We start from the raw sequence: 19,494 nt of genomic DNA, 5'->3' as shown, positions 1-19,494 counted from the left end.
GGATATTGGGCATCGTCGCGGCGAGCGCCGTCCTGACGGCCTGCAGCAGCGCTGCCCCGGCGCCGCGGCCCGGCGCCGTTGCGCAGCCGGAGGAGGGCGGCTGGCGCGGTCGTGAGGGCGTGCAGGAGGCGATCGCGTTGCTGAATCGCGGCGATGTGACGGTCGCGCGTGAACGCCTGATGTCAGTGCTTCGCCGCGACGCCGGGGACGGCATTGCGCGCCAACTCCTCTCGCAGATCGATGGCGATCCGCGGCAGATGCTCGGCGCACAAAGCTACAGCTACACGCTGCGCGACGGGGAGACCTTGTCGACGATCGCCCAGCGCGTGCTCGGCAATCCGATGATGTTCTACATTCTCGCCCGGTACAACGACATCGCGGTGCCGGAATCCGTGCGCCCGGGCCAGGTCATCCGGATACCGGGACGCCGGTCGGCGCCGGCACCGGAGCGGCGCCGACAACGCCCGGCGGCCCCGCCCCGCAGCGAACCGGAGCGGTCGGTGCCGCCGCCGGCCGCAGCAAGCCCACGCCCCTCCGCCAATCCTGCTCTGGCGGCACGGCTTCGTGCCCAGGGTCTCGCCGCCCTCAATGGCGGCGCGGTGGACCGCGCAGTTGCCCTGCTGCGCCGGGCGGCGGCGGCGGATCCCGGAAATGCAGCGATTCGAGGTGACCTGGAACGCGCGTTGCGGGTTCAACGGACCGTCCGGTCAAGGCGCTGATAAAGAGGAAACCTTAACTTCGAATGGGTAAGGGGGCATCGCGGGCAATTTTGTCCCAGCAGAGGAACGTAGTGTGCGGCGTGTCGGGCGATATGAGATCGAGAATCGCATCGGCGAGGGCGCGATGGCCGATGTCTATCGCGCCTATGATCCGGAGATCGGGCGCCGCATCGCGATCAAGGTCCTGAAGCCCGAGTTGCGCGACAATGCCGAGGTCGCGGAACGGTTCCTGCGGGAAGCGCGCGCCGCCGGGGCCTTGGCCCATCCCCATATCGTCACGATCCATGACGTCGGTGAGGCGGATGGCTTCCCCTATATCGCCATGGAGCTGCTCGACGGTCTTCCGCTCGATCAGCACATCCGGCTGCACGGCGCCCTGCCGCTGGAAGCGGTCCTCGCCACCGGCGCGCAACTCGCCCGCGCGCTTCACTACGCGCACGAATCGGGCATCGTGCACCGCGACATCAAGCCCTCCAACATCATCCTGTGCGACGGCGGGCGGACCGCCAAGATCCTGGATTTCGGCATCGCCCGAATCGGCGAGCCGGATCCGCTGCGCGCCGAGCTCAACGCGCTGCGCACCCAGGTCGGCCAAGTCCTCGGGACGCCGCGCTATATGAGCCCGGAGCAGGCGCTCGGCCTCGCCATCGATCACCGTTCGGACCTGTTCTCGCTCGGTGTCGTGCTCTACGAGATGGCGAGCGGCCGCATGGCCTTCGACGGCGCCAGCCTCGCAACGCTCGCTATCCAGATCACCCAACAGCAGCCTCAGCCGCTGGGAACAGTGTTGCCGGGCTGCCCACGCGGGCTGCAATATATCGTCGGCAAGATGCTGGCCAAGTCGGCGGCCAAGCGCTTTTCGTCGGGGGCGGAGGTGGCCGAGGCGCTGGCGCGCGAGCGAGCAGCGATGGATGGCGCGCGGCAGGGCCGCGGGCTGCCGCTGCGTTGGCGGGTCGGGCTCGTGATCGGCGCGACGATGGGCCTGGCCTTGCTGATCAGCATGATCGCGGTGCTCGACCGCCAGTATCGGTCGATGTCCCACATGGCGGTCACCTCCGGCACGACGATCACGACCTTCGTCGCCAACAATGTCGGCCTGCGGGCGGCCGAGAATGCCGGTCTGCCGTCCGGTCAGCAGGATTGGGCGCCGGTGCAGGCATTCGTCGACGTCGCCGCCCGGGACCCGGCCGTGCGGCACATTACCGTGATCGATGCGACGGGCATCGTGCGCGGCTCGAGCAATCCCGCCAAAGTTGGGCGGCGCGACACGCCAACCGATCGCGAGACGCTCGTCTCCGACGGTGCCGACGAGCGCGTGTCGCAAACCGCCGGCAATGATTTCCGTTTCCGCCGGACGATTCGCTATGCAGGGCAGCCCTTCGGCACGGTGGAGCTCGTGATGAGCGGTGCCGAGCTTGCGCAGGCGACTGCCCATGCCACGTGGTTGATGGGCGGGCTCGCGTTGGTGCTGATGCTGGTCGTCGCACTGGTCAGTCACATGGCGGCGGGCGCGATCACACGGCCCTTGCGGCAGCTGCGCTCCGCACTCGAGGCCGCCGCGGAAGGAAACTTCCAGTTCCGGATTTCGCACCGACGGTGCGACGAGTTCGGACGGATGTTCGACGCCTACAATCATTTGGCCGACATTCTCGACGAAGCGCCGTCCGCGCCGCCGCCCGCCGTCGACGCGACCCAGATCGCGCCTGCGCCCTCAGGCAGGTACCGAAGGGTCGCGTAATGTTCCTCCTCAAGCTCTTTCACGAATCCGAAGCGGTGGCTCCGATCGCTGCGCGCCTGGCAGGCGAAGGCCGTGTACGGGTGGGGCGCGATCCGGCCGCGGATTGGGTGGTGCCCGATACTGATCGCGAAGTGTCGCGCACCCATCTCGAGCTGGTGGTGGATAACGGCGCCCTCGTGATGACGCCGCTCGGCGCCAACGGCGTATTCAACGAAATGGGCGAGCAGTTTGCGTCGGGCGAGCCGCACCCGCTCCGTCCCGGCGACGCAGTGTGCTTCGGCAAGTATCGCATGGCGATAGAGGCCGCGCCCGACGCGGAAGGGAGCGCCGCCCTGGATGGTACGATCCTCGCTTCACTTTTCGGCATCAATCTGGATGTGCCGACCGCCTGGCCGGAAGGCGCGTTGAATGGAGGTGATGACGGCGCTGACGCCCTGCTGGTCGCGTTCTGTCGTGGCGCCGATCTCGACGTGTCCGCTTTTTCGGGCGAGGACGCCGGTGCGGTGCTCGAACGTGCGGGGGCGATCTATCGGCAGACCGTGCTCGGCTTGGCGGACCTGATGAGCGCCCGCAGCGCGATCAAGAACGATCATCGGCTGGAGCGCACCACCATTGCAGCCGACGGCAACAACCCATTCAAATGGGCGCCGTCGCGGCGCCTGGCGAGCGATCTGCTGCTCCGGCACGATGTGGGCTTCCTCGCCGGACCGGAAGCGGCGCGCGACTCCTTCCAGGACGTGAAGAAGCACATGCTGGCGACGGTGGCGGGGTTCCGGGCGATGTTGCGGGGGGCGTTCGCCGCGATCCGGCCGGCCGCGGTCGAATCTGCGATGTCGGCACGAAAATCGATGCTGCAAAGCCAGGCCGCTGCCTGCTGGGCCGAATATGCACGCCTCCACGACGCGCTCGTGCAGGACTGCGAGCGTGGAACCGGTGAAGCCGGTGCGGCCTTCTCGGGGGCCTATGCTGCTTGTCTCGAAGAGTTGGATAGGCAAGGACATTCGCGCGCCTAGCGGGAGGTACTTTGCCCAACTTTAGGGCGGCGCGGCAGAAGTGGCAGGAGTGGAGGGACTCGAACCCACGACCCTCGGTTTTGGAGACCGATGCTCTACCAGCTGAGCTACACTCCTAGGCCAGAGGGCGCGCCTTAACGGTCGCGCCGGGCGGGTGCAAGGGCGTAAAGTGCCGGCCGGAGTCAGGCCGCCGCCGCGGCGCCTTGCTCGGCCAGCAGCGCCCGCGCGGCGGCGGCCGAGACGGGTCGGGAAAAGATATAGCCCTGGACGCGGTCGCAGCCGAGCGCGCGGACGAGGGCGAGCTGCTCCTCGTTGGCGACGCCCTCCGCCACCGTCTTCATGCCGAGGCTGCCGGCGAGCGCGACAACGGCGCGGACGATCGCGCTGCTCTCCGGGTCCTCGGCGCTGATCGACTGGACAAAGGAGCGATCGATCTTGAGCGTGTCGAAGTCGGCCTTGCGGAGGTAGCCCAGGGAGGAATAGCCGGTGCCGAAATCGTCCATGGCAAGGCGGACGCCGAGGCTCTGGATCTGCTGGAGAATCTTCTGGGTCGCGGCGGTGAGCTCCAGGAACACCGTCTCCGTCACCTCGAGCTCCAGCCGCCGCGGCTCGAGGCCGGCCTGGGTCAGCGCCGAGATCAGGGTGACGATGAAACCCGGGTCGTGGAGCTGGCGCGGGGAGACGTTGACCGCGACCGCGACGTCGTCCGGCCATTGCGTCGCCTCCCGGCAGGCCATGCGCAGCACCCATTCGCCGATCCGGCCGAGCATGCCGGTCTCCTCGGCGATCGGGATGAACTTGGCCGGCGACACCTGGCCGAGCTCGGGATTGTGCCAGCGCAGCAGCGCCTCGAAGCTGCCGATCCTGAGCATCCCGGCGTCGACCACCGGCTGATATTGCAGGGACAGCTCGCCGGCATCGACGGCGCCGCGCAACGCAATCTCGATCCTTCGCCGTTCTTCCGCCCGCGCCTGCAGCGCCGGCTCGAAGAAGCGGATGTCGTTGCCGTTCCCATCCTTGGCCCGGTAGAGCGCAAGGTCGGCACTGCGGATCAGCTCCTCGACCGTCTCGCCGTCGCGCGGCCCGATCGCGACGCCGATGCTCGCGCCCACGAACAGCCGCTGGTCGCGATAGAGGAACGGGCCCTGTAACGCCCCGACCAAGGCGAGGCAGAGCTGCTCCAGCTCGCCGCGGCTTTCCACCCGGGGCACCACCACCGCGAATTCGTCGCCCCCGAGGCGGCCCGCGGTCATATCGTCGGAGATGACGGTCTCGAAGCAGTGCGCCACCTGCTGCAGGACATGATCGCCCGCAATATGGCCGAGACTGTCGTTGATCGTCTTGAAGCGGTCCAGGTCCACGAGCAGCAGCGCGCAGTCGCTGCCATCCTGCTTCGTGCCTGCGATCGCCGACGCGAGATTCTCGACGAGCAGAAGGCGATTGGGCAGCCCGGTCAGCGCGTCGTGCCGCGCCATATGGGCGATCCGGTCGGCCGCTTGGCGTGCCACCGTCACGTCGGAGCCGACCCCGTGATAGCCGATGAAGCGTCCGCCCTTGCCGATGCTTGGTCGCCCGGACAGCTCGACGCACTTGATGCCGTCGCCGACCGGGACGGGGATGACGAGCTCGGCAATCGCCTCGCGACGCGCCACGCTCGCCTCGGCCTGAGCCAGCGCCCGCCGGGCCGTCTGGTCGAGCCGCGGCACCGTGCGCAGCAGATCGAGAAGCGACATGCCTTCCACCTCCTCGGCGCTGCGGCCGAGCGCGCGGGCGAAGCGGGCCGACACGTTCTTGAGCGCGAGGCTGGAATTGGTCTGCCACAGCCAGTCCGCATCGCTGTTCTCATATTCGCGCAGCAGGAGGCTGACCGTTTCCTCGCGTTCCTCGAGCCTCAGGTCGAGAAACGTGCGCTGCATGAAGGCGCGGCCGTTCAGGAGCACGATGATCAGCATCGTCGTCGTATAGATCGGGCCGATCATCGCGATGACGAGCGAGTCCGTCGTCGCCAGCATATGCGTGACGGCGACGCCCATGATCGCCACATAGGCGAAGGCCGCAGCCGGCACGGGTGAGAAGATGAAGGCGGCGCCGGCCATCATCGTGGCCGTCATCACGCCCAGCGCGAGCTGCTGGCCGTGGTTGGCGTGTTCGAAGAAATATCGCGCCGGCACGCACCACACGAGGCCGAAGAAGATGCTGTGATAGGCGGCCCGGTTCAGCGTTCGCCGCGGCAGGGAATGGAGCTGGCGATGGCCGAGCTTTCGCCTGTGACCGACGATATAGCACATCAGCAGCGCGAGGCTGCCGACCCACAGACCGATTTCGGGAAGCGGCACCTGGCCGAACAGCATGTAGACGATGAGGACCGCGTTGAAGCACTGTCCCCAGCCGCCGACGACCAGCGCCTTGCTCATTTCCTGGAGCTGTGCGGCGCGCACCCGTCCCCAACCCCTGCTTTCAGGAGGGGCGGCGCGGTTCAGGACCACGCGCCAGTCCAGCTCGGGCAGGCTCTTGTCGGTCATGGCGCTCCCTGAAGGAATGCTTAGACGCGAAGCGTTAGTGAAGCGTTATCTCAACTCGTTCAGGAGCCGCAACAAATCAGCCGCTTAGGCCGCGATGTCGTACGTCTGGATCTCACCCGAAAGATAGAGATTGCGAGCCTTGGCCCGCGAGAGCTTGCCCGAGCTGGTCCGGGGGAGCGACCGGGGCGGCACAAGCTCGACGACGCAGTTGATGCCGGTGATCGCCCGAACTCGCTCGCGGATCGCTTCGCGCAGGCGTCCGCGCTCGTCGAGATCCGAGGTGCGGCACTGGACGAGCACCGCCGGCGTCTCCTCGCCACCCGGCGTGGTGATCGAGAAAGCGGCGATGTCGCCGGCCTTGAAACCCGGCAATTGCTCCACCGCCCATTCGATGTCCTGGGGCCAATGGTTCTTGCCATTGATGATGATCATGTCCTTGGCGCGGCCGACGATGTAGAGATAGCCGTTCGAGATGTAGCCCATGTCGCCGGTGTCGAGCCAATTCTCCACATCAAGGCAGGCAGCGGTCGCCTCCTCGTCGCGGAAATAGCCCACCATCACGGACGTGCCGCGGCAGAAGACCCGGCCGATCTCACGCTCGCCGATCGGCGAGCCGTCGTCGCCACGGATAGCCACATCCATGCCGCGCACCGGCTTGCCGCAATTGACCACGGCGCGGTAGCGTTGCGGCCGGTCCCGTTCGCCGGGCGTGCCGCCGGCGAGCAAGGTTTCCTCGACCATCTCGATGACGATCCCCTCGCCCGGCGGCATCACCGTGACCGCGAGGGTCGCCTCGGCCAGGCCATAGCTGGGGACGAAGCTCGACGCCTTGAACCCGGCCTGTGCGAAGGTGTCGACGAACGCCTGCATGACGTCGGGCCGGATCATGTCGGCGCCGTTGCCCGCCACCCGCCAGCGCGACAGGTCGAAACGATTGACGACGTCGGTCTGGCTCGAGACGCGGCGTGCGCAGATGTCGTAGCCGAATGTCGGCGAGTAGCTCATCGAGTTCTGCTGGTTGCGCGTGATGAGATCGAGCCAGGCCAGCGGCCGCCGCGCGAAATCCTCGGTCTTCAGATAATCGACCGACACCTGGTTGGCGACCATCGAGAGCATGCAGCCGACCAGGCCCATGTCGTGGTAGAAGGGGAGCCAGGAAATGCCCCGGTCGCCATCGCCGATGTGCATCGCGTGCGAATGTGCCGCGAGGTTGCTGAGCAGCTGCTGGTGGGTGATGACGACGCCGTGCGGAAAGCGGGTGGAACCGCTCGAATATTGCAGATAGGCGATGTCGTCGGGCCTGGTTTCGGGGAGTTCGACAGCCGGCGCGGTCTCGCCGGCGAAGGTTTCCCAATCCAGGCCTGCGACGCCGCTCGCCTCTGCGGCGGCACCGGCCATGACGAGCTCGGCCGGATAGAGAAGCAAGTCGGGCTCGGCGCTGTTCAGCTGAACCTTGAGCTGCTCGATATAGGCATCGCGTCCGCCGAAAGAGGTCGGCAGCGGCAGCGGGATCGGCCAGGCGCCAGCATACAGCGCGCCGAAGAAGAGTGCGACGAATTCCGGGGCCGTTTCGGCGATCAGCGCAACGCGCGCGCCGGGGCCGAGGCCGCGCGCGAGAAAGCGGTGCGCATGTGAAAGCGCCTCAGCGCGCAGCTCCGCATAGGGATAGACACGCACGAGCGTCGCCCGCGCATCATGGAAATTCATGCCGCGGTGACCGCGCGCGACATAATCGAGCGCCTCGGTCATGGTCGCGAAGTCGGCATAGCGACGCGCAAGGTCGTCGTCGGTGGGGGTCGGCTGGAGCAATGCGGTCATTGGGGCAACGGGTCCCGAAAATACAGTTCAACCGTCGCCCATAGACGACAGAGCGCGTTCATAATCCGGCTCGACTGTGGCACAAACATGGCGTGCAAAGGAACCGCCTTCGCAAGCCACGCCCGCCGCTCGATGCGGAACGGTTGCAAGAAACGGCGCTCGCTTATGTCGGCCGCTATGCGACGACTCGCGTGCGTCTTGGCGCCTATCTGAACCGAAAGCTGCGCGAGAGAGGCTGGACGGGCTCGGAGGAAGCCGACGTAGCAGACCTTGTCGAGCGGATTGTGGCGCTCGGCTATGTCGACGATCGCGCCTTTGCAAAGGCGCGCGCCGCGTCGCTCGGGCGGCGCGGCTACGGCGCGGCACGGGTCGGCGAAGCGTTGCGGGTGGCCGGAATAGCCGAGGATGACGGGCTGGAAGCCAGGGCTGCCGCACGCGAAGGTGCATGGGACGCGGCCCTCCGCTTTGCCGAACGACGCAAGATCGGCCCTTTCGCGCTTGCGGAAGCTGACCGGCCAGCGCGTGAAAAGGCGCTTGCAGCAATGCTTCGGGCAGGTCATCCTCTCGATCTGGCGCGACGCTTGGTGTCGGCCCGGCCGGGCGAGGTCCCGGAACCGGACGCTGTGTAAATGCCGATGGTTCACAAACGGCAAAACCATGGTAGTTCTACGGTAGCAGCCCTATGGGGATTCAGCTGATCATGTCGCGTGAGGAAAGCCTGGCTGGACCTTCCCCCGCGCCCGGCGAGAGCGGGGCGACGGCGGCCAATGACGAGTCCGGCCTGCTGCACGTCACCGGCACGATCAAATGGTTCGACGCGACCCGTGGCTTCGGCTTCCTGGTCAGCGAGGACGTCGGTGGGGACGTGCTGGTTCATTTCAGCGTGCTCAAGGAACATGACCGGCGCAGTCTCCCCGAGGGCGCAATCGTCGAGTGCCTGGTGGTGGAGCAGGAACGCGGCCTTCAGGCGCGCAAGGTGCTCAGCATCGATCTCAGCCAGGCGATCGTCCCGGAAGCGAGCCGTGTGTCGCCCGCGAGCACCGATCGGATCGACCCGTCGGCGCTGCTCGACGATGCCGGTGCGTTCGAGCCGGTTCGGGTCAAATGGTTCAACCGTCTGCGTGGCTACGGCTTCCTGGTCCGCGAAGGCGACGAGGACGAGGACATCTTCGTTCACATGGAAACGGTTCGGCGCGGCGGGCTCAACGACCTGCTGCCCGATCAGGCACTGCGGGCGCGGATCGCGGTCGGGCGCAAGGGGCCGCTCGCCGTGGAGGTCGAGCCGGCCTGACCGGCTCGACGCGCGCGAGGCCTTGCGCGCGGTCGTCTATCGGGGCTAGGCGCTTCGGCCATGGGTTTCTTCAAGAATCTCTTCACCTGGTGGGAGGGCGCGTCGACCGGCACAGCCCTCTACAGCTGGCGCAACGGCAGCAAGGTCGGCACGGACGCGGCCGGCAACGCCTATTTCGAATCGACGAAGGACGATCGCCGCTGGGTGATCTACCAGGGATCGAACGACGTCAGCCGCGTGCCGCCCGAATGGTATGCCTGGCTCACCCGGCAGATCGACGCGGTGCCGGATGAGGCGCTGCCGCCGGCGCCGCCGTTCCTGCGCGCCCCGGCCCCCAACCTGACTGGCACTGCGCTCGCCTACCGCCCGCCCGGCGCACTGGAGCGCGGCGGCCATCGCGCCGCAGCCACGGGCGACTATCAGGCTTGGACGCCCGACTGAGGCATGTCGGCGCGCCGCAAGACCGCCCTTCTCGCCGGCCTGCTCGCCCTCGGGGCCTGCGGAACCGGGGGAGCGCCCCAGCAGAACAATCAGGATACGAACGGCGTCACCGAAACGGTCGACGTGCCGCAAACGGTCGAGCAGCTGCCAGCGGGCACGACACCGATGGCCGAGCGGATCGCAATGGTGCGGCTGCTCAACAAGCGCAACGGACAGATGCGCGAGTTCACCCTGCGCCCCGGCCAGGCGATCCGTGCCGGCGATGTGATCCTGCGCCTGCGCGCCTGCGAGACGACCGCGCCCTGGGAGGTGCAGCAACTGACCGGCGCCTTCGTCCAGCTCGATGTGCGCAATCCGCAGGGACAGTTCCAGCGCGTCTTCTCCGGCTGGCTCTACAAGGAATCGCCGAGCCTCAACGTCGTCGAGCACCCGATCTACGACGTCTGGCCGATGAGCTGCGCGATGACCCATCCGGGCGGCACGCCGGTCGAGGCGGAGCGCGCGACGAGCAACCGGTCCAGCGCCTCGAACTCGGCGGCGCCGGCCGCCGAGCCGACACCGGAAGGAGAACCTCCGCCTCCGCCGCCGGCCAACACAGTGGCGCCTTCGCCCTCACCGAGCGCCGACGACAGCAACTGAAGATAGCGCTCCTGGGTGATCTCCACCGCGCCGAGGCTGCGCAGATGCTCGGTCATGAACTGGCAATCGAGCAGGGTGAAGCCGCCGATCCTGAGCCGCGCCACCAGCCATGCAAGCGCGACCTTTGACGCGTCGGTCCGGCGCGAGAACATGCTCTCGCCGAAGAAGGCGCGGCCGAGCACGACTCCATAGAGCCCGCCGATCAACTCCCTCCCGTCCCAGACCTCGACAGAATGGGCGTGGCCGAGCCGGTGGAGCAGGGCGTAGCTCTCCTCGATCTCGACATTGATCCAAGTGTCCTCGCGATCCGCGCAAGCGGCGACCACTTCGGGGAAGGCGCGGTCGCGGGTAACCTCGAATTGACCCGCGCGCAGTCGTTTGCGCAGCGATTTCGAGGCGTGGAAGCCCTCGAGCGGAAGGATCGCGCGACGGCGCGGCTGGACCCAGAAGACGTCGCCTGCATCACGGCTGTCGGACATGGGAAACGCGCCGATCGAATATGCGCGCAGCAGCAGGTCCGGATCCAGCGCCATGGCATGGAAATCGGACCTGGGGTTGCGGGCGTCAACCGGATTTGGCGCGCTTCGCCAGTCGTTTCTCGATTCCGCTCCACAGGCTGAGCAGCGCGGCGCCCGCCGGGGAACTTGGGGACAGGCCGCCGACATCTTCCGGGGTCGCGCTCATCGCCTCGAACGCGCTCGCCATCGGGATGACCGGCCAGTCGGGCTTTGCTTCCAGAGCGGCGCGATGCAGTGCGCGACGACGATCGACCATGTTGTAGATCGGCAGGATCGGTCCACGACGCAGCGCGTGGCGGTCGAGATAGGCGACGACCTCGTCGAGCGCACGCTGCGACAGCGGCGAGGGGATGACGGGCACGAGGATCAGGTCGGCGGCCCGCAGCACCTGCTCGCTGGTCTCGGTGAGCCCCGGCGGCGCATCGAGGATGACGCGGTCGTAATTCTGACCGACATCCTCGATCAGCTTCAACAGGCGCTTCTTCTTGCCGAGGCCGAACAGGAAATGATCGAGCCCGCGCAGCGACGCATCGGCGGGCAGCAGGTCGAGCCGGGGGACCGGGGTGATCCGGATCAGCTTTGCCGGATCGAGGTCCTTGGCGAACACCGCCTGCGCGTCCTTGCCGCCGTTCACAGCCGCGCCGAGCATGAAGCTGGCTGCCGCCTGCGGATCGAGATCCCAAAGCAGGGTCTTGCGCGACGAGCGAGCCGCTGCCGCCCAGGCGAGATTCACCGCCAGGGTGGTCTTCCCGACGCCGCCTTTCAGGCTATAGACCGCGATCGTCTGCACCGTCCGCCCGTCTCCCTTTCGGCGACGGGTTTATGAGCGATTGATGACAGTCCGGGGACAGTGCCCGTCAGAGGATTTCGCGCACCTTCTCGATCGGACGGCCAAGGCGAACGCCCTTTTCCGTCTCGACCAGCGGCCGCTCGATCAGGATCGGATGGGCGACCATTGCATCGAGAATCGCGTCCTCGCCGGCGTTGGCGAGGCCGAGCTCCCTCGCCAGCGGCTCCTTGGTCCTGAGGCCATCGCGCGCCGTCATTCCGGCGCGCGCATAGAGGCGTTGCAACTCGGCGCGCGCGGGTGGGGTCTTCAGATATTCGATGACCGAGACCTCGACACCAGCCTCCTTCAGGAGGTCCAGCGTCTTGCGCGAGGTCGAGCATTTCGGATTGTGCCAGATCGTGGCTTTCATGCGCTGACTCCTAGATCGCGAAGCTGAACAGCAGACCGACTTCCTGACCGTCCACCGCCGCTGACAGCACCTGATAATTGTACGGGCCGTCCGGGCTTTCGAATCCGATCCACTCGAAGACGCCGGTCACCCTGACCGTGCCCGTCGCGGACGTACATCCTTGGGCGCTGGCGATCGCGTCGAAGCGCGCCCGGCGTTCGCTGTTCGAACCGTCTTCGGGAACGCCCTGGACGACCGCACGGGCGGCCGCCAGGGTCGGGCAGCGCAGATCCAGCTCTTCGTTCAGCTCGATGTCGCCCTCGCTGCCCACCAATTCCAGGAACGAGTCGAGCTCGGACGCCGGCGGCCGGAAGGCCTTGGTGTCGACGATGGCTTGGACCAGCGTGCCCGAGGCGGTGCGGCCTTCGAAGCGGATATGGGTTTCGGGACCTCCACCCAGCGGAAAGGTGCGTGCCTGGTCGATGCGGTCCACCGTCACCGGCCCACCCTCCTGGGTGCAGCCCGTCTCCCGCAGTCCCTCGAAGAACCGCGCGGTGTCGAGGATGTGCGGGCCGGCCTCGTAATAGTCGTCCAGCATCCGCGCGGCGGCCTCGGCACTTGGACAGAAGACGATGCTTTGCGTCTCCGGGATGGTCTGTCCGACGAACGGCTCGGTCTCCGGCGCGGCGGCGGCCTGGGCGAGGGTCAGGGCGACGGCGAAAGCGAACACGGCGGTCTCCGAGATCGAGACGACGCGTCCGCTCCTATTGAAACCCGTCGGACAAGGCCAGCGAGATCAGCGGGCCGTGCGATCAGCGGGCCAGCGCGGAGCTCAGCGCCGCGCCGGCCAGTGCGACGCGCATTCCGGGGATCGCCTGGCATTCCTGATGGGCGAAATGCAATGCTGCCGCACGCGAGACGAAAATGCCTTCGATCAGACCGAGGCTGTGGCGGACCACCCAGTGGCCCTTGCGGTCCTGACCGACGAGCAGGATCGGCTCGCCCGGCGTACCGGGACTTGCCGGGTCGGGCATGGTGGTCAGCTCCGATGGACGAGGGTGCCATACTCGCCGAGCAGCCGCTCGGTTTCCGCGTCGCGGGGGCCGATGACGAGGTCGACCTCGCCGTCATCGATCGGCAGGGTGCCGCCCGTCGGCAGCAATGTGAACGCGAAGCCGATCGCCGGGTCGTGGACGGTGCCGGCCGCCGCGGTCGCGAAGGCGATGTGCTCGGGTGCGGGATCGAAGCCCTTCGCATCGATCGCGACGAAACCGAGCGCGCGGGCGCGGCGGGCGGCATGGATGAGCAGCCGGCCGTCGCCGCAGGCGGTGTCGACGAGGAAGACCGAATGGCGGCCATGAATGTGCAAGGTCTGAAGCGCCCGGTCGATCTGCTCAAGCAGGCCGGCCTCGGCATGGTGTCGCGCGGATGCGGGCGTGCGCATGTCGGTGCGTCGCGTGAGCATCAGCCGGTGCGGCGAGAGGCCGAGCACCGACCAGGCGGAAGGAAGGGAATGGAACTGGGTTGCCATTGTTGGTCTCCGGGGAGGGAAGGCACGCGCGTCGTCAGGGATTGCGGTGCGTCATCCGCCGGGAGGCGACGGTCTTCTTGTCGGTGCGCGCCTCGCGGGCGGCCATGATGACGATGTAGCCGATGCCGATGCCCCAGAGCAGGAGCATCAGGCCGAGGGTTATGAGGGGGTCGAGAGACATGGGAAAGCCTTTCGGGGTTCACATGGCGCGCGCGAGCAGCATCATGCCCATGAGGATCGCGGTCGCGCCGAGCGCGAGGTCGAGCGGCCGCTGCGCGCCGAGCCAGTCGGCCGTCCGCGCCCAGCGGCGATAGAGCCGGGCGATGCCGGTCAGTTCGTGTCGGCGGGTGCGGAGGTCTGGCATGCGGCCGATATCGGGCCGCGGGCCGTTAAGCTTCCAGAGGAATAGCGGCCGCCCAGCATAAGGATTTCGTGAAGGCCAATGCGCGCCGGGCAACTCGGGAAGCGTCTCAGCCCCGCTGCTCCTGCAGCCATTCCTCCAGCCACTTGATCGTGTAGCTGCCCTCCTGGAACTCGGGATCGTCGAGCAGTTTCTGGTGAAGGGGGATGGTGGTCCTGACGCCCTCGATCACGAACTCCTCGAGCGCGCGCCTGAGGCGGCGCATCGCGCCGGCCCGGGTCGTGCCGTAGACGATCAGCTTGGCGATCATCGAGTCGTAGTAGGGCGGCACCCGGTAGCCCGAGTAGAGACCGCTATCGACGCGCACGTTCATGCCGCCGGGGGCGTGGAAGTGGCTGACGAGGCCGGGCGAGGGGGCGAAGGTCGCCGGGTCCTCGGCATTGATCCGGCACTCGATCGCATGGCCGCGAAAGACCACATCCTGCTGCCTCAGCGTGAGCGGATGCCCTTCGGCGATGCGGATCTGCTCGCGGACGAGGTCGAGGCCGGTGATCGCCTCGGTCACCGGATGCTCGACCTGCAGCCGGGTGTTCATCTCGATGAAGTAGAATTCGCCGTTCTCGTAGAGGAACTCGATCGTGCCGGCGCCGCGATAGCCCATCTCGGCCATGGCGCGGGCGACGAGATGGCCCATCTCCTCGCGCTGCTCGGGCGTGATGACCGGGGAGGGTGCTTCCTCCAGCACCTTCTGGTGGCGGCGCTGCAGCGAGCAGTCGCGCTCGCCGAGATGGATCGCATTGCCGTTGCCGTCGCCGAAGATCTGGAACTCGATATGGCGCGGGTCGCCGAGATATTTCTCGATATAGACGGTGGCGTCGCCAAAGGCGGCCTTCGCCTCGCTGCCGGCCTGCTGCATCAGCGTCTCGAGCTGATCCTCGGACTGGCACACCTTCATGCCGCGGCCACCACCGCCCGAAGCCGCCTTGATGATGACCGGATAACCGGCCTCGGCCGCGATGCGTTTGGCTTCGGCCAGGTCTTCCACCGGACCATCGGAACCGGGCACCAGCGGCAGCCCGAGCCGCGCGGCCGTGCGCTTGGCCTCGATCTTGTCACCCATTGTGCGGATGTGCTCGGGCTTGGGGCCGATCCAGATGATGTCGTGCGATTCGACAATCTCGGCGAACCGCGCATTCTCGCTGAGGAAGCCGTAGCCCGGATGGATCGCGTCGGCCTGGCTGATCTCCGCGGCCGAGATGATGTTGGGGATATTGAGATAGGACTCGCCGGCGGGCGGAGGACCGATGCAGATCGCCTCGTCGGCAAGGCGGACGTGCATCGCATCGGCATCGGCGGTCGAATGGACTGCGACCGTCTTGATGCCCATTTCGTGGCAGGCGCGATGGATGCGAAGCGCGATCTCGCCGCGATTCGCGATCAGGACCTTCTGGATCGCCATGTCAGCCCTGCGTCGTCCCGGCGAAGGCCGGGACCTCAGGGAGGAAGAGCGCGGCATCGACGCCGGTGCGGACTGTCGCTGAGATCCCGGCCTTCGCCGGGATGACGGAAATCGGCTCGACCATTATTCGACGATCACCAGCGGCTGATCGAACTCCACCGGCTGCGCGTCCTGGATCAGGATCTGCTTCACCGTGCCAGCCTTGGGCGCGGTAATCGGGTTCATCACTTTCATCGCCTCGATGATCAGCAGCGTGTCGCCGGCATTGACCTGCACGCCGACGCCGATGAACGGGGCTGCGCCGGGCTCGCCGGCGAGATAGGCGGTGCCGACCATCGGCGACTTGACCGTGCCGGGATGGCCGCCAGGATTTTCCGCAACGGCTGGCGCCGCGGCGGTCTGCGGCACGGACGCAGCCGGCGCGACGGGCGCGGCCGGTGCGGCATAAACGGGCGCCGCCGCCACGCTCAGCTTGCGCTTGACGACGATCCGCCGGTCGCTGTCCTCGACCTCGATCTCGCTCAGATCGTTCTCGGCCAGCAGGTCGGCCAGCTGGCGGATCAGATCGGTGTCGATCCGCATCGGCTCGTCGGAACCCTTCTTGTCGCTCATTGAACCCTCTTCACCCCCATTGACGGGGAACCCCGAAAAAGGCGCCCCTGTGTCAGAGTCGTGCGGCGGCGTCCAGAGCCAGCTCGTAGCCGAGCGCACCGAACCCCGCGATGGTTCCCCTGGCCGCCTGCCCGACCCAGGAGACGTGACGGAACGGCTCGCGGCGGTGCGGATTGGTGATGTGCACCTCGATCACCGGCACGCTCACGCCCTTGATCGTGTCGTGCAGCGCGATCGACGTGTGCGTGTAGGAAGCAGCGTTGAGGATCACCGCCTTCGCCCCCCGGGCCTGCGCCTCCTGGATCCAGTCGACGAGATGCCCTTCGTGATTGGATTGGCGGATGTCGACGGTGACGCCGAGGTCCTTCGCCTTGTCCTCCAGCCGCCCGGCGATGTCGTCGAGGGTGTCGGAGCCGTAGATGTCCGGCTCGCGCGTGCCGAGCAGGTTGAGGTTCGGTCCGTTGAGGACGAAGATCAGAGGTGGCGTCGCCATGGCGGGCTTCTATATGACGCCCGGACACTGCTGCAAAGGCTTGGCTCAATGGTTCACGACGGCACTGTTTCGATCCGCGTCAATGGCGAGCACCGGCGGGTGCGCGACGGCATGACGATTGCCGATCTCGCGCTGGAGCTGGGGCTGGAGCCGACCAAGGTCGCAGTCGAGCGCAACTTCGAGATCGTGCCGCGTTCGACGCTGGCCGAGGTCCGGATCGAGGATGGCGACGATTTCGAGATCGTGACCTTCGTCGGCGGCGGCTAAGCCTCGGCTCAGACGGTCGGCAGGATGTTGCCGCGCGGCGTCGGCAGCCGGGCGCCGTAGCGCCGGGCAACCCGCTCCACCTCGTCGAAGGTGAGGTCGATGCCCTGCTGGGCGACGACCAGCTCGTCGGCACCCTCCACGAACGTCGATTCGCTTTGCTGCTGCTGGACCGTCTCGACCGCGGTGGCAAGCCGTTCCCAGGCGCGCAGATGGGTCTGATAGGCCTCCCAGAAATCTTCCGGCGCCTCGCCGCGCGGGATCCCCGACATGGTCTCGACGACGTCGCGCGGGCTGAGCTGCGAGGTATCGAGATTGTCGGCATCCAGGATGCGCTCGATCTCCACGCGCGCGGCGTCGCCGCGCACGACGATGTCGCGTTGCTGCGTCGCCGCCGTCGCGGGCAGGGAGAGGACCGCCAGCGCCAGAATCGCGAGCCGGACAAACCGCATATGCTTCCTCCGTGAATCGACCATAGCTTACGATTTGAGGCGCGCTCTTGAAAGCCATGGCTTTCGCGACCGCCGTTCGTGACTATATCGCGAAAGAACTCCACCAACGGAACGGACACCAGAGCGTGAATGCAGAAGGCCGATTTGCGGCACCCCTGACCGGCGCGGACGACCGCTGGACGGTCGCCGGTCATTCTTTCGGTTCGCGACTGATCGTCGGCACCGGCAAGTACAAGGACTTCGCGCAGAACGCCGCGGCGGTCGAGGCGGCCGGCGCCGAGATCGTGACGGTCGCGGTCCGCCGGGTGAACATCTCCGATCCCGGCCAGCCGCTGCTGACCGACTTCATAGACCCGAAGCGCTATACCTACCTCCCCAATACCGCCGGCTGCTTTACCGCAGAGGAAGCGATCCGCACGTTGCGTCTGGCCCGCGAGGCGGGTGGTTGGGACCTGGTCAAGCTGGAGGTGCTGGGCGAGGCGAAGACGCTCTATCCCGACATGCGCGAGACGCTGAAGGCGACGGAAACCCTCGTGAAGGAGGGATTCAAGCCGATGGTCTATTGCGTCGACGATCCGATCGCCGCGAAGCAGCTGGAAGAGGCTGGCGCGGTGGCGATCATGCCGCTGGGCGCGCCGATCGGCTCCGGCCTCGGCATCCAGAACCGGGTGACGATCCGCCTGATCGTCGAAGGCGCGGGCGTGCCGGTGCTGGTCGATGCCGGCGTCGGCACCGCCTCGGACGCGAGCGTCGCCATGGAACTGGGCTGCGACGGCGTGCTCATGAACACCGCCATTGCCGAAGCGAAGGATCCGATCCTGATGGCCCGCGCGATGCGGCTCGCGGTCGAATCGGGCCGGCTCGCCTACCGCGCCGGCCGCATGGGCCAGCGCCGCTATGCCGATCCATCGAGTCCGCTTGCGGGGTTGATCTAGGCAGTGCGACGGCTTGCCGGCCTGATCTAATGGAACGCGTGCGGGCCAGCATGGTTGTCTCTCGACAATCAGGAGAGCGACGGTGACCGATCGCGAACGCAAGCCCGCCAAGCCCGACGAATCGATCCATCATGAGCTCGGCGACGACAAGGGCGAAGGTGGCGAGAAGGATATCAAGACAGACAGTGTCGAGGCCTCCCACGCCGGCGACAAGGGCCAGGTCAAGCAAAGCTAGGACTCCTTCGCCGCCCTTCCGGGTGATAGGATCGTTGGAGTGCCGGAACGGGCGGTGGTCTCGACGGTTTAGCGGGTTTGGACGCCGGCACGACGCCGCGTTGCGCGCAAGGTGGAGGATCGGGGATGAGCGACGAGAAGAATCTGCAGAAGAGTGGATGGCAGGACAAGCCCGGCGCCGATCAGGGCGGCTCTGAAAAGGGAGGCGACCAGGGCTTGGAGAAGGGCGGCTCCGCCGACAAAGGCGGCTATCCGGACAAAGGTGGTTGGGCCGACAAGGGTGGCGACCAGGGATATGGCGAAAAGGGCGGCTATCCCGACAAGGGCGATTCCGGCGGCGGCAAGGACGCATCGGACGAGGGCTATCCGCAGAAGCCCGGCTATGACGACCAGGGGGGCGACCTTCCCGAGAAAGGCGGTTACCCGGAAAAGGGCGGCTGGCCGGACAAGGGACAGGGCAGCGACCAGAACTATTCCGACAAGGGCGGCTATGGGGAAAAGGGCCAGTAGCCATCCGCTTGCAAAGGACCGCGACCGTGAATGCGGTCGCGGTCTCCACGTTTAGGACCTGCGCATGGACTTCGCGGCGGCCCGCGCGGCGATGGTCGAGCGGCAGATCGTCGCGCGCGGCATTGCCGATCCCCATGTGCTGGCAGCGATGGGCGAGGTCGCGCGCGAGGCATTCGTGCCCCCCGCGCAGTTGGCGCGGACCTATGAGGATGGGCCGCTGCCAATCGAAGCGGGCCAGACGATCTCCCAGCCCTATATCGTGGCCCTGATGGTCGAGGCGGCCGGCGTCGCGCCCGGCGCCACGGTCCTCGAGATCGGCGCCGGCTCGGGTTATGCGGCGGCGATCCTGGGCCGGATCGCCTCTCGCGTCGTCGCGATCGAGCGACACGCGGAGTTGGCCGAGCTGGCGGCGGCGCGGATGCGGCGGCTGGGCTACGGCAATGTCGAGATCGTCCATGGCGACGGCTCGGCCGGATGGCCGGACGAAGCGCCGTTCGACGCGATCCTTGCCGCCGCCAGCGGCAGCCATGTGCCGCAGGTGCTGCTCGATCAGTTGCGTGTCGGGGGCCAGCTGGTCATGCCGATCGGCGGCACGCACGAAATTCAGGACCTGGTGCGGGTGACGCGCGTCGACACCGACGCATTCGAGCGGGAGTCGCTCTGCCCCGTGCGGTTCGTCCCGCTGATCGGCGCGGCCGGCTGGACAGGGAAGTGAGCGGAACCGCTGCGCCACCAGCTTCGTTCTGACTTCAATGGCTTAGGCGGC

At 67.2% G+C, this 19,494-nt stretch carries 25 protein-coding genes, 1 tRNA gene and 1 pseudogene; 12 read left to right on the top strand and 15 right to left on the bottom strand.

Going from position 1 to position 19,494, the window contains the following annotated elements; translation table 11 throughout:
* The first annotated feature begins 5 nt into the window (after positions 1-5).
* From RCO27_RS03635 to RCO27_RS03625, 3 genes are all read left to right on the top strand, one after another.
* A complete protein-coding gene (locus tag RCO27_RS03635) occupies positions 6-719 on the top strand; it encodes a LysM domain-containing protein (protein ID WP_309001274.1) in 714 nt (237 codons plus the stop codon).
* A gap of 73 nt (positions 720-792) precedes the next feature.
* A complete protein-coding gene (locus tag RCO27_RS03630) occupies positions 793-2,457 on the top strand; it encodes a protein kinase (RefSeq protein WP_309001273.1) in 1,665 nt (554 codons plus the stop codon).
* Positions 2,457-3,470 (top strand): type VI secretion system-associated FHA domain protein, encoded by a 1,014-nt coding sequence (locus tag RCO27_RS03625; protein ID WP_309001272.1) that lies wholly within the window; start codon positions 2,457-2,459, stop codon positions 3,468-3,470. Before RCO27_RS03630 ends, RCO27_RS03625 begins: the two co-directional genes overlap by 1 nt.
* Positions 3,471-3,511: 41 nt before the next feature.
* On the opposite strand, the gene RCO27_RS03620 is transcribed toward RCO27_RS03625, so the two are convergent.
* From RCO27_RS03620 to RCO27_RS03610, 3 genes are all read right to left on the bottom strand, one after another.
* Positions 3,512-3,587, bottom strand: a tRNA-Trp gene (locus tag RCO27_RS03620).
* Between the two features lie 65 nt (positions 3,588-3,652).
* Positions 3,653-5,992 carry an EAL domain-containing protein gene (locus RCO27_RS03615; protein WP_309001271.1) on the bottom strand — a complete coding sequence of 780 codons (2,340 nt, stop codon included), beginning with the start codon at positions 5,990-5,992 and terminating at the stop codon, positions 3,653-3,655.
* Between the two features lie 84 nt (positions 5,993-6,076).
* Positions 6,077-7,810 (bottom strand): fatty acyl-AMP ligase, encoded by a 1,734-nt coding sequence (locus RCO27_RS03610; RefSeq protein ID WP_309001270.1) that lies wholly within the window; start codon positions 7,808-7,810, stop codon positions 6,077-6,079.
* 191 nt (positions 7,811-8,001) lie between these two features.
* Here RCO27_RS03610 and RCO27_RS03605 point away from each other — a divergent pair, with 191 nt between their 5' ends.
* From RCO27_RS03605 to RCO27_RS03590, 4 genes and pseudogenes are all read left to right on the top strand, one after another.
* On the top strand, positions 8,002-8,439 hold the full coding sequence (locus RCO27_RS03605; protein WP_374990350.1) for a regulatory protein RecX: 438 nt from the start codon (positions 8,002-8,004) through the stop codon (positions 8,437-8,439).
* Between the two features lie 53 nt (positions 8,440-8,492).
* Positions 8,493-9,101 (top strand): cold shock domain-containing protein, encoded by a 609-nt coding sequence (locus RCO27_RS03600; protein WP_309001269.1) that lies wholly within the window; start codon positions 8,493-8,495, stop codon positions 9,099-9,101.
* Between the two features lie 60 nt (positions 9,102-9,161).
* Positions 9,162-9,542, top strand: coding sequence for an NADH:ubiquinone oxidoreductase subunit NDUFA12 (locus tag RCO27_RS03595; protein ID WP_309001268.1), 381 nt, complete (start codon positions 9,162-9,164; stop codon positions 9,540-9,542).
* Positions 9,543-9,545: 3 nt separating this feature from the next.
* Positions 9,546-9,941 (top strand): annotated as a pseudogene (locus RCO27_RS03590) (DUF2155 domain-containing protein); the annotation flags it as partial.
* Positions 9,942-9,976: 35 nt separating this feature from the next.
* Here the strand turns inward: RCO27_RS03590 and aat are convergent.
* The 11 genes from aat to aroQ all read right to left on the bottom strand — a co-directional run bounded on the left by aat (position 9,977) and on the right by aroQ (position 16,333).
* The gene (gene aat, locus RCO27_RS03585; protein WP_309001267.1) at positions 9,977-10,714 is read right to left on the bottom strand and encodes a leucyl/phenylalanyl-tRNA--protein transferase; all 738 of its coding nucleotides are present in this window, start codon (positions 10,712-10,714) and stop codon (positions 9,977-9,979) included.
* Between the two features lie 31 nt (positions 10,715-10,745).
* The gene (locus tag RCO27_RS03580) at positions 10,746-11,489 is read right to left on the bottom strand and encodes a ParA family protein (RefSeq protein ID WP_309001266.1); all 744 of its coding nucleotides are present in this window, start codon (positions 11,487-11,489) and stop codon (positions 10,746-10,748) included.
* A gap of 67 nt (positions 11,490-11,556) precedes the next feature.
* Positions 11,557-11,898, bottom strand: a complete 342-nt coding sequence (gene arsC / locus RCO27_RS03575) for an arsenate reductase (glutaredoxin) (protein ID WP_309001265.1) — start codon at positions 11,896-11,898, stop codon at positions 11,557-11,559.
* Between the two features lie 10 nt (positions 11,899-11,908).
* Positions 11,909-12,607 (bottom strand): hypothetical protein, encoded by a 699-nt coding sequence (locus RCO27_RS03570; RefSeq protein ID WP_309001264.1) that lies wholly within the window; start codon positions 12,605-12,607, stop codon positions 11,909-11,911.
* A gap of 82 nt (positions 12,608-12,689) precedes the next feature.
* Positions 12,690-12,911, bottom strand: a complete 222-nt coding sequence (locus RCO27_RS03565; RefSeq protein WP_309001263.1) for a hypothetical protein — start codon at positions 12,909-12,911, stop codon at positions 12,690-12,692.
* 5 nt (positions 12,912-12,916) lie between these two features.
* On the bottom strand, positions 12,917-13,408 hold the full coding sequence (locus RCO27_RS03560) for a hypothetical protein (RefSeq protein WP_309001262.1): 492 nt from the start codon (positions 13,406-13,408) through the stop codon (positions 12,917-12,919).
* 34 nt (positions 13,409-13,442) lie between these two features.
* A complete protein-coding gene (locus RCO27_RS03555; RefSeq protein ID WP_309001261.1) occupies positions 13,443-13,589 on the bottom strand; it encodes a hypothetical protein in 147 nt (48 codons plus the stop codon).
* Between the two features lie 18 nt (positions 13,590-13,607).
* Positions 13,608-13,772 (bottom strand): hypothetical protein, encoded by a 165-nt coding sequence (locus RCO27_RS03550; RefSeq protein WP_309001260.1) that lies wholly within the window; start codon positions 13,770-13,772, stop codon positions 13,608-13,610.
* Between the two features lie 106 nt (positions 13,773-13,878).
* Positions 13,879-15,228 (bottom strand): acetyl-CoA carboxylase biotin carboxylase subunit, encoded by a 1,350-nt coding sequence (gene accC, locus RCO27_RS03545; protein ID WP_309001259.1) that lies wholly within the window; start codon positions 15,226-15,228, stop codon positions 13,879-13,881.
* A gap of 123 nt (positions 15,229-15,351) precedes the next feature.
* On the bottom strand, positions 15,352-15,840 hold the full coding sequence (accB, locus tag RCO27_RS03540; RefSeq protein WP_309001258.1) for an acetyl-CoA carboxylase biotin carboxyl carrier protein: 489 nt from the start codon (positions 15,838-15,840) through the stop codon (positions 15,352-15,354).
* A gap of 52 nt (positions 15,841-15,892) precedes the next feature.
* Positions 15,893-16,333 carry a type II 3-dehydroquinate dehydratase gene (aroQ, locus tag RCO27_RS03535; protein ID WP_309001257.1) on the bottom strand — a complete coding sequence of 147 codons (441 nt, stop codon included), beginning with the start codon at positions 16,331-16,333 and terminating at the stop codon, positions 15,893-15,895.
* A 48-nt stretch (positions 16,334-16,381) separates the two neighbouring features.
* Between aroQ and thiS the strand changes: the two genes are divergently transcribed.
* Positions 16,382-16,600, top strand: a complete 219-nt coding sequence (gene thiS, locus RCO27_RS03530; protein ID WP_374990349.1) for a sulfur carrier protein ThiS — start codon at positions 16,382-16,384, stop codon at positions 16,598-16,600.
* A gap of 8 nt (positions 16,601-16,608) precedes the next feature.
* Here thiS and RCO27_RS03525 read toward each other — a convergent pair whose 3' ends face one another.
* Entirely contained in the window at positions 16,609-17,049 is a 441-nt protein-coding gene (locus tag RCO27_RS03525; protein WP_309001256.1) for a hypothetical protein, read from the bottom strand.
* 125 nt (positions 17,050-17,174) lie between these two features.
* Between RCO27_RS03525 and RCO27_RS03520 the strand changes: the two genes are divergently transcribed.
* From RCO27_RS03520 to RCO27_RS03505, 4 genes are all read left to right on the top strand, one after another.
* On the top strand, positions 17,175-17,984 hold the full coding sequence (locus RCO27_RS03520; protein ID WP_309001255.1) for a thiazole synthase: 810 nt from the start codon (positions 17,175-17,177) through the stop codon (positions 17,982-17,984).
* Between the two features lie 82 nt (positions 17,985-18,066).
* Complete coding sequence (locus RCO27_RS03515) at positions 18,067-18,219, top strand: hypothetical protein (RefSeq protein ID WP_309001254.1); 153 nt, start codon at positions 18,067-18,069, stop codon at positions 18,217-18,219.
* 125 nt (positions 18,220-18,344) lie between these two features.
* Positions 18,345-18,728: a hypothetical protein gene (locus RCO27_RS03510; protein WP_309001253.1), complete on the top strand. Its 384-nt coding sequence runs from the start codon at positions 18,345-18,347 to the stop codon at positions 18,726-18,728.
* 64 nt (positions 18,729-18,792) lie between these two features.
* The gene (locus RCO27_RS03505) at positions 18,793-19,443 is read left to right on the top strand and encodes a protein-L-isoaspartate(D-aspartate) O-methyltransferase (protein WP_309001252.1); all 651 of its coding nucleotides are present in this window, start codon (positions 18,793-18,795) and stop codon (positions 19,441-19,443) included.
* Positions 19,444-19,494: the final 51 nt, after the last annotated feature.

Origin of the sequence: Sphingosinicella sp. LHD-64 (assembly GCF_031157375.1) — a bacterium.
Classification (GTDB): domain Bacteria; phylum Pseudomonadota; class Alphaproteobacteria; order Sphingomonadales; family Sphingomonadaceae; genus Allosphingosinicella.
Note: the sequence above shows the minus strand (reverse complement) of the source record. Positions and strands in the feature narration are given on the sequence as shown.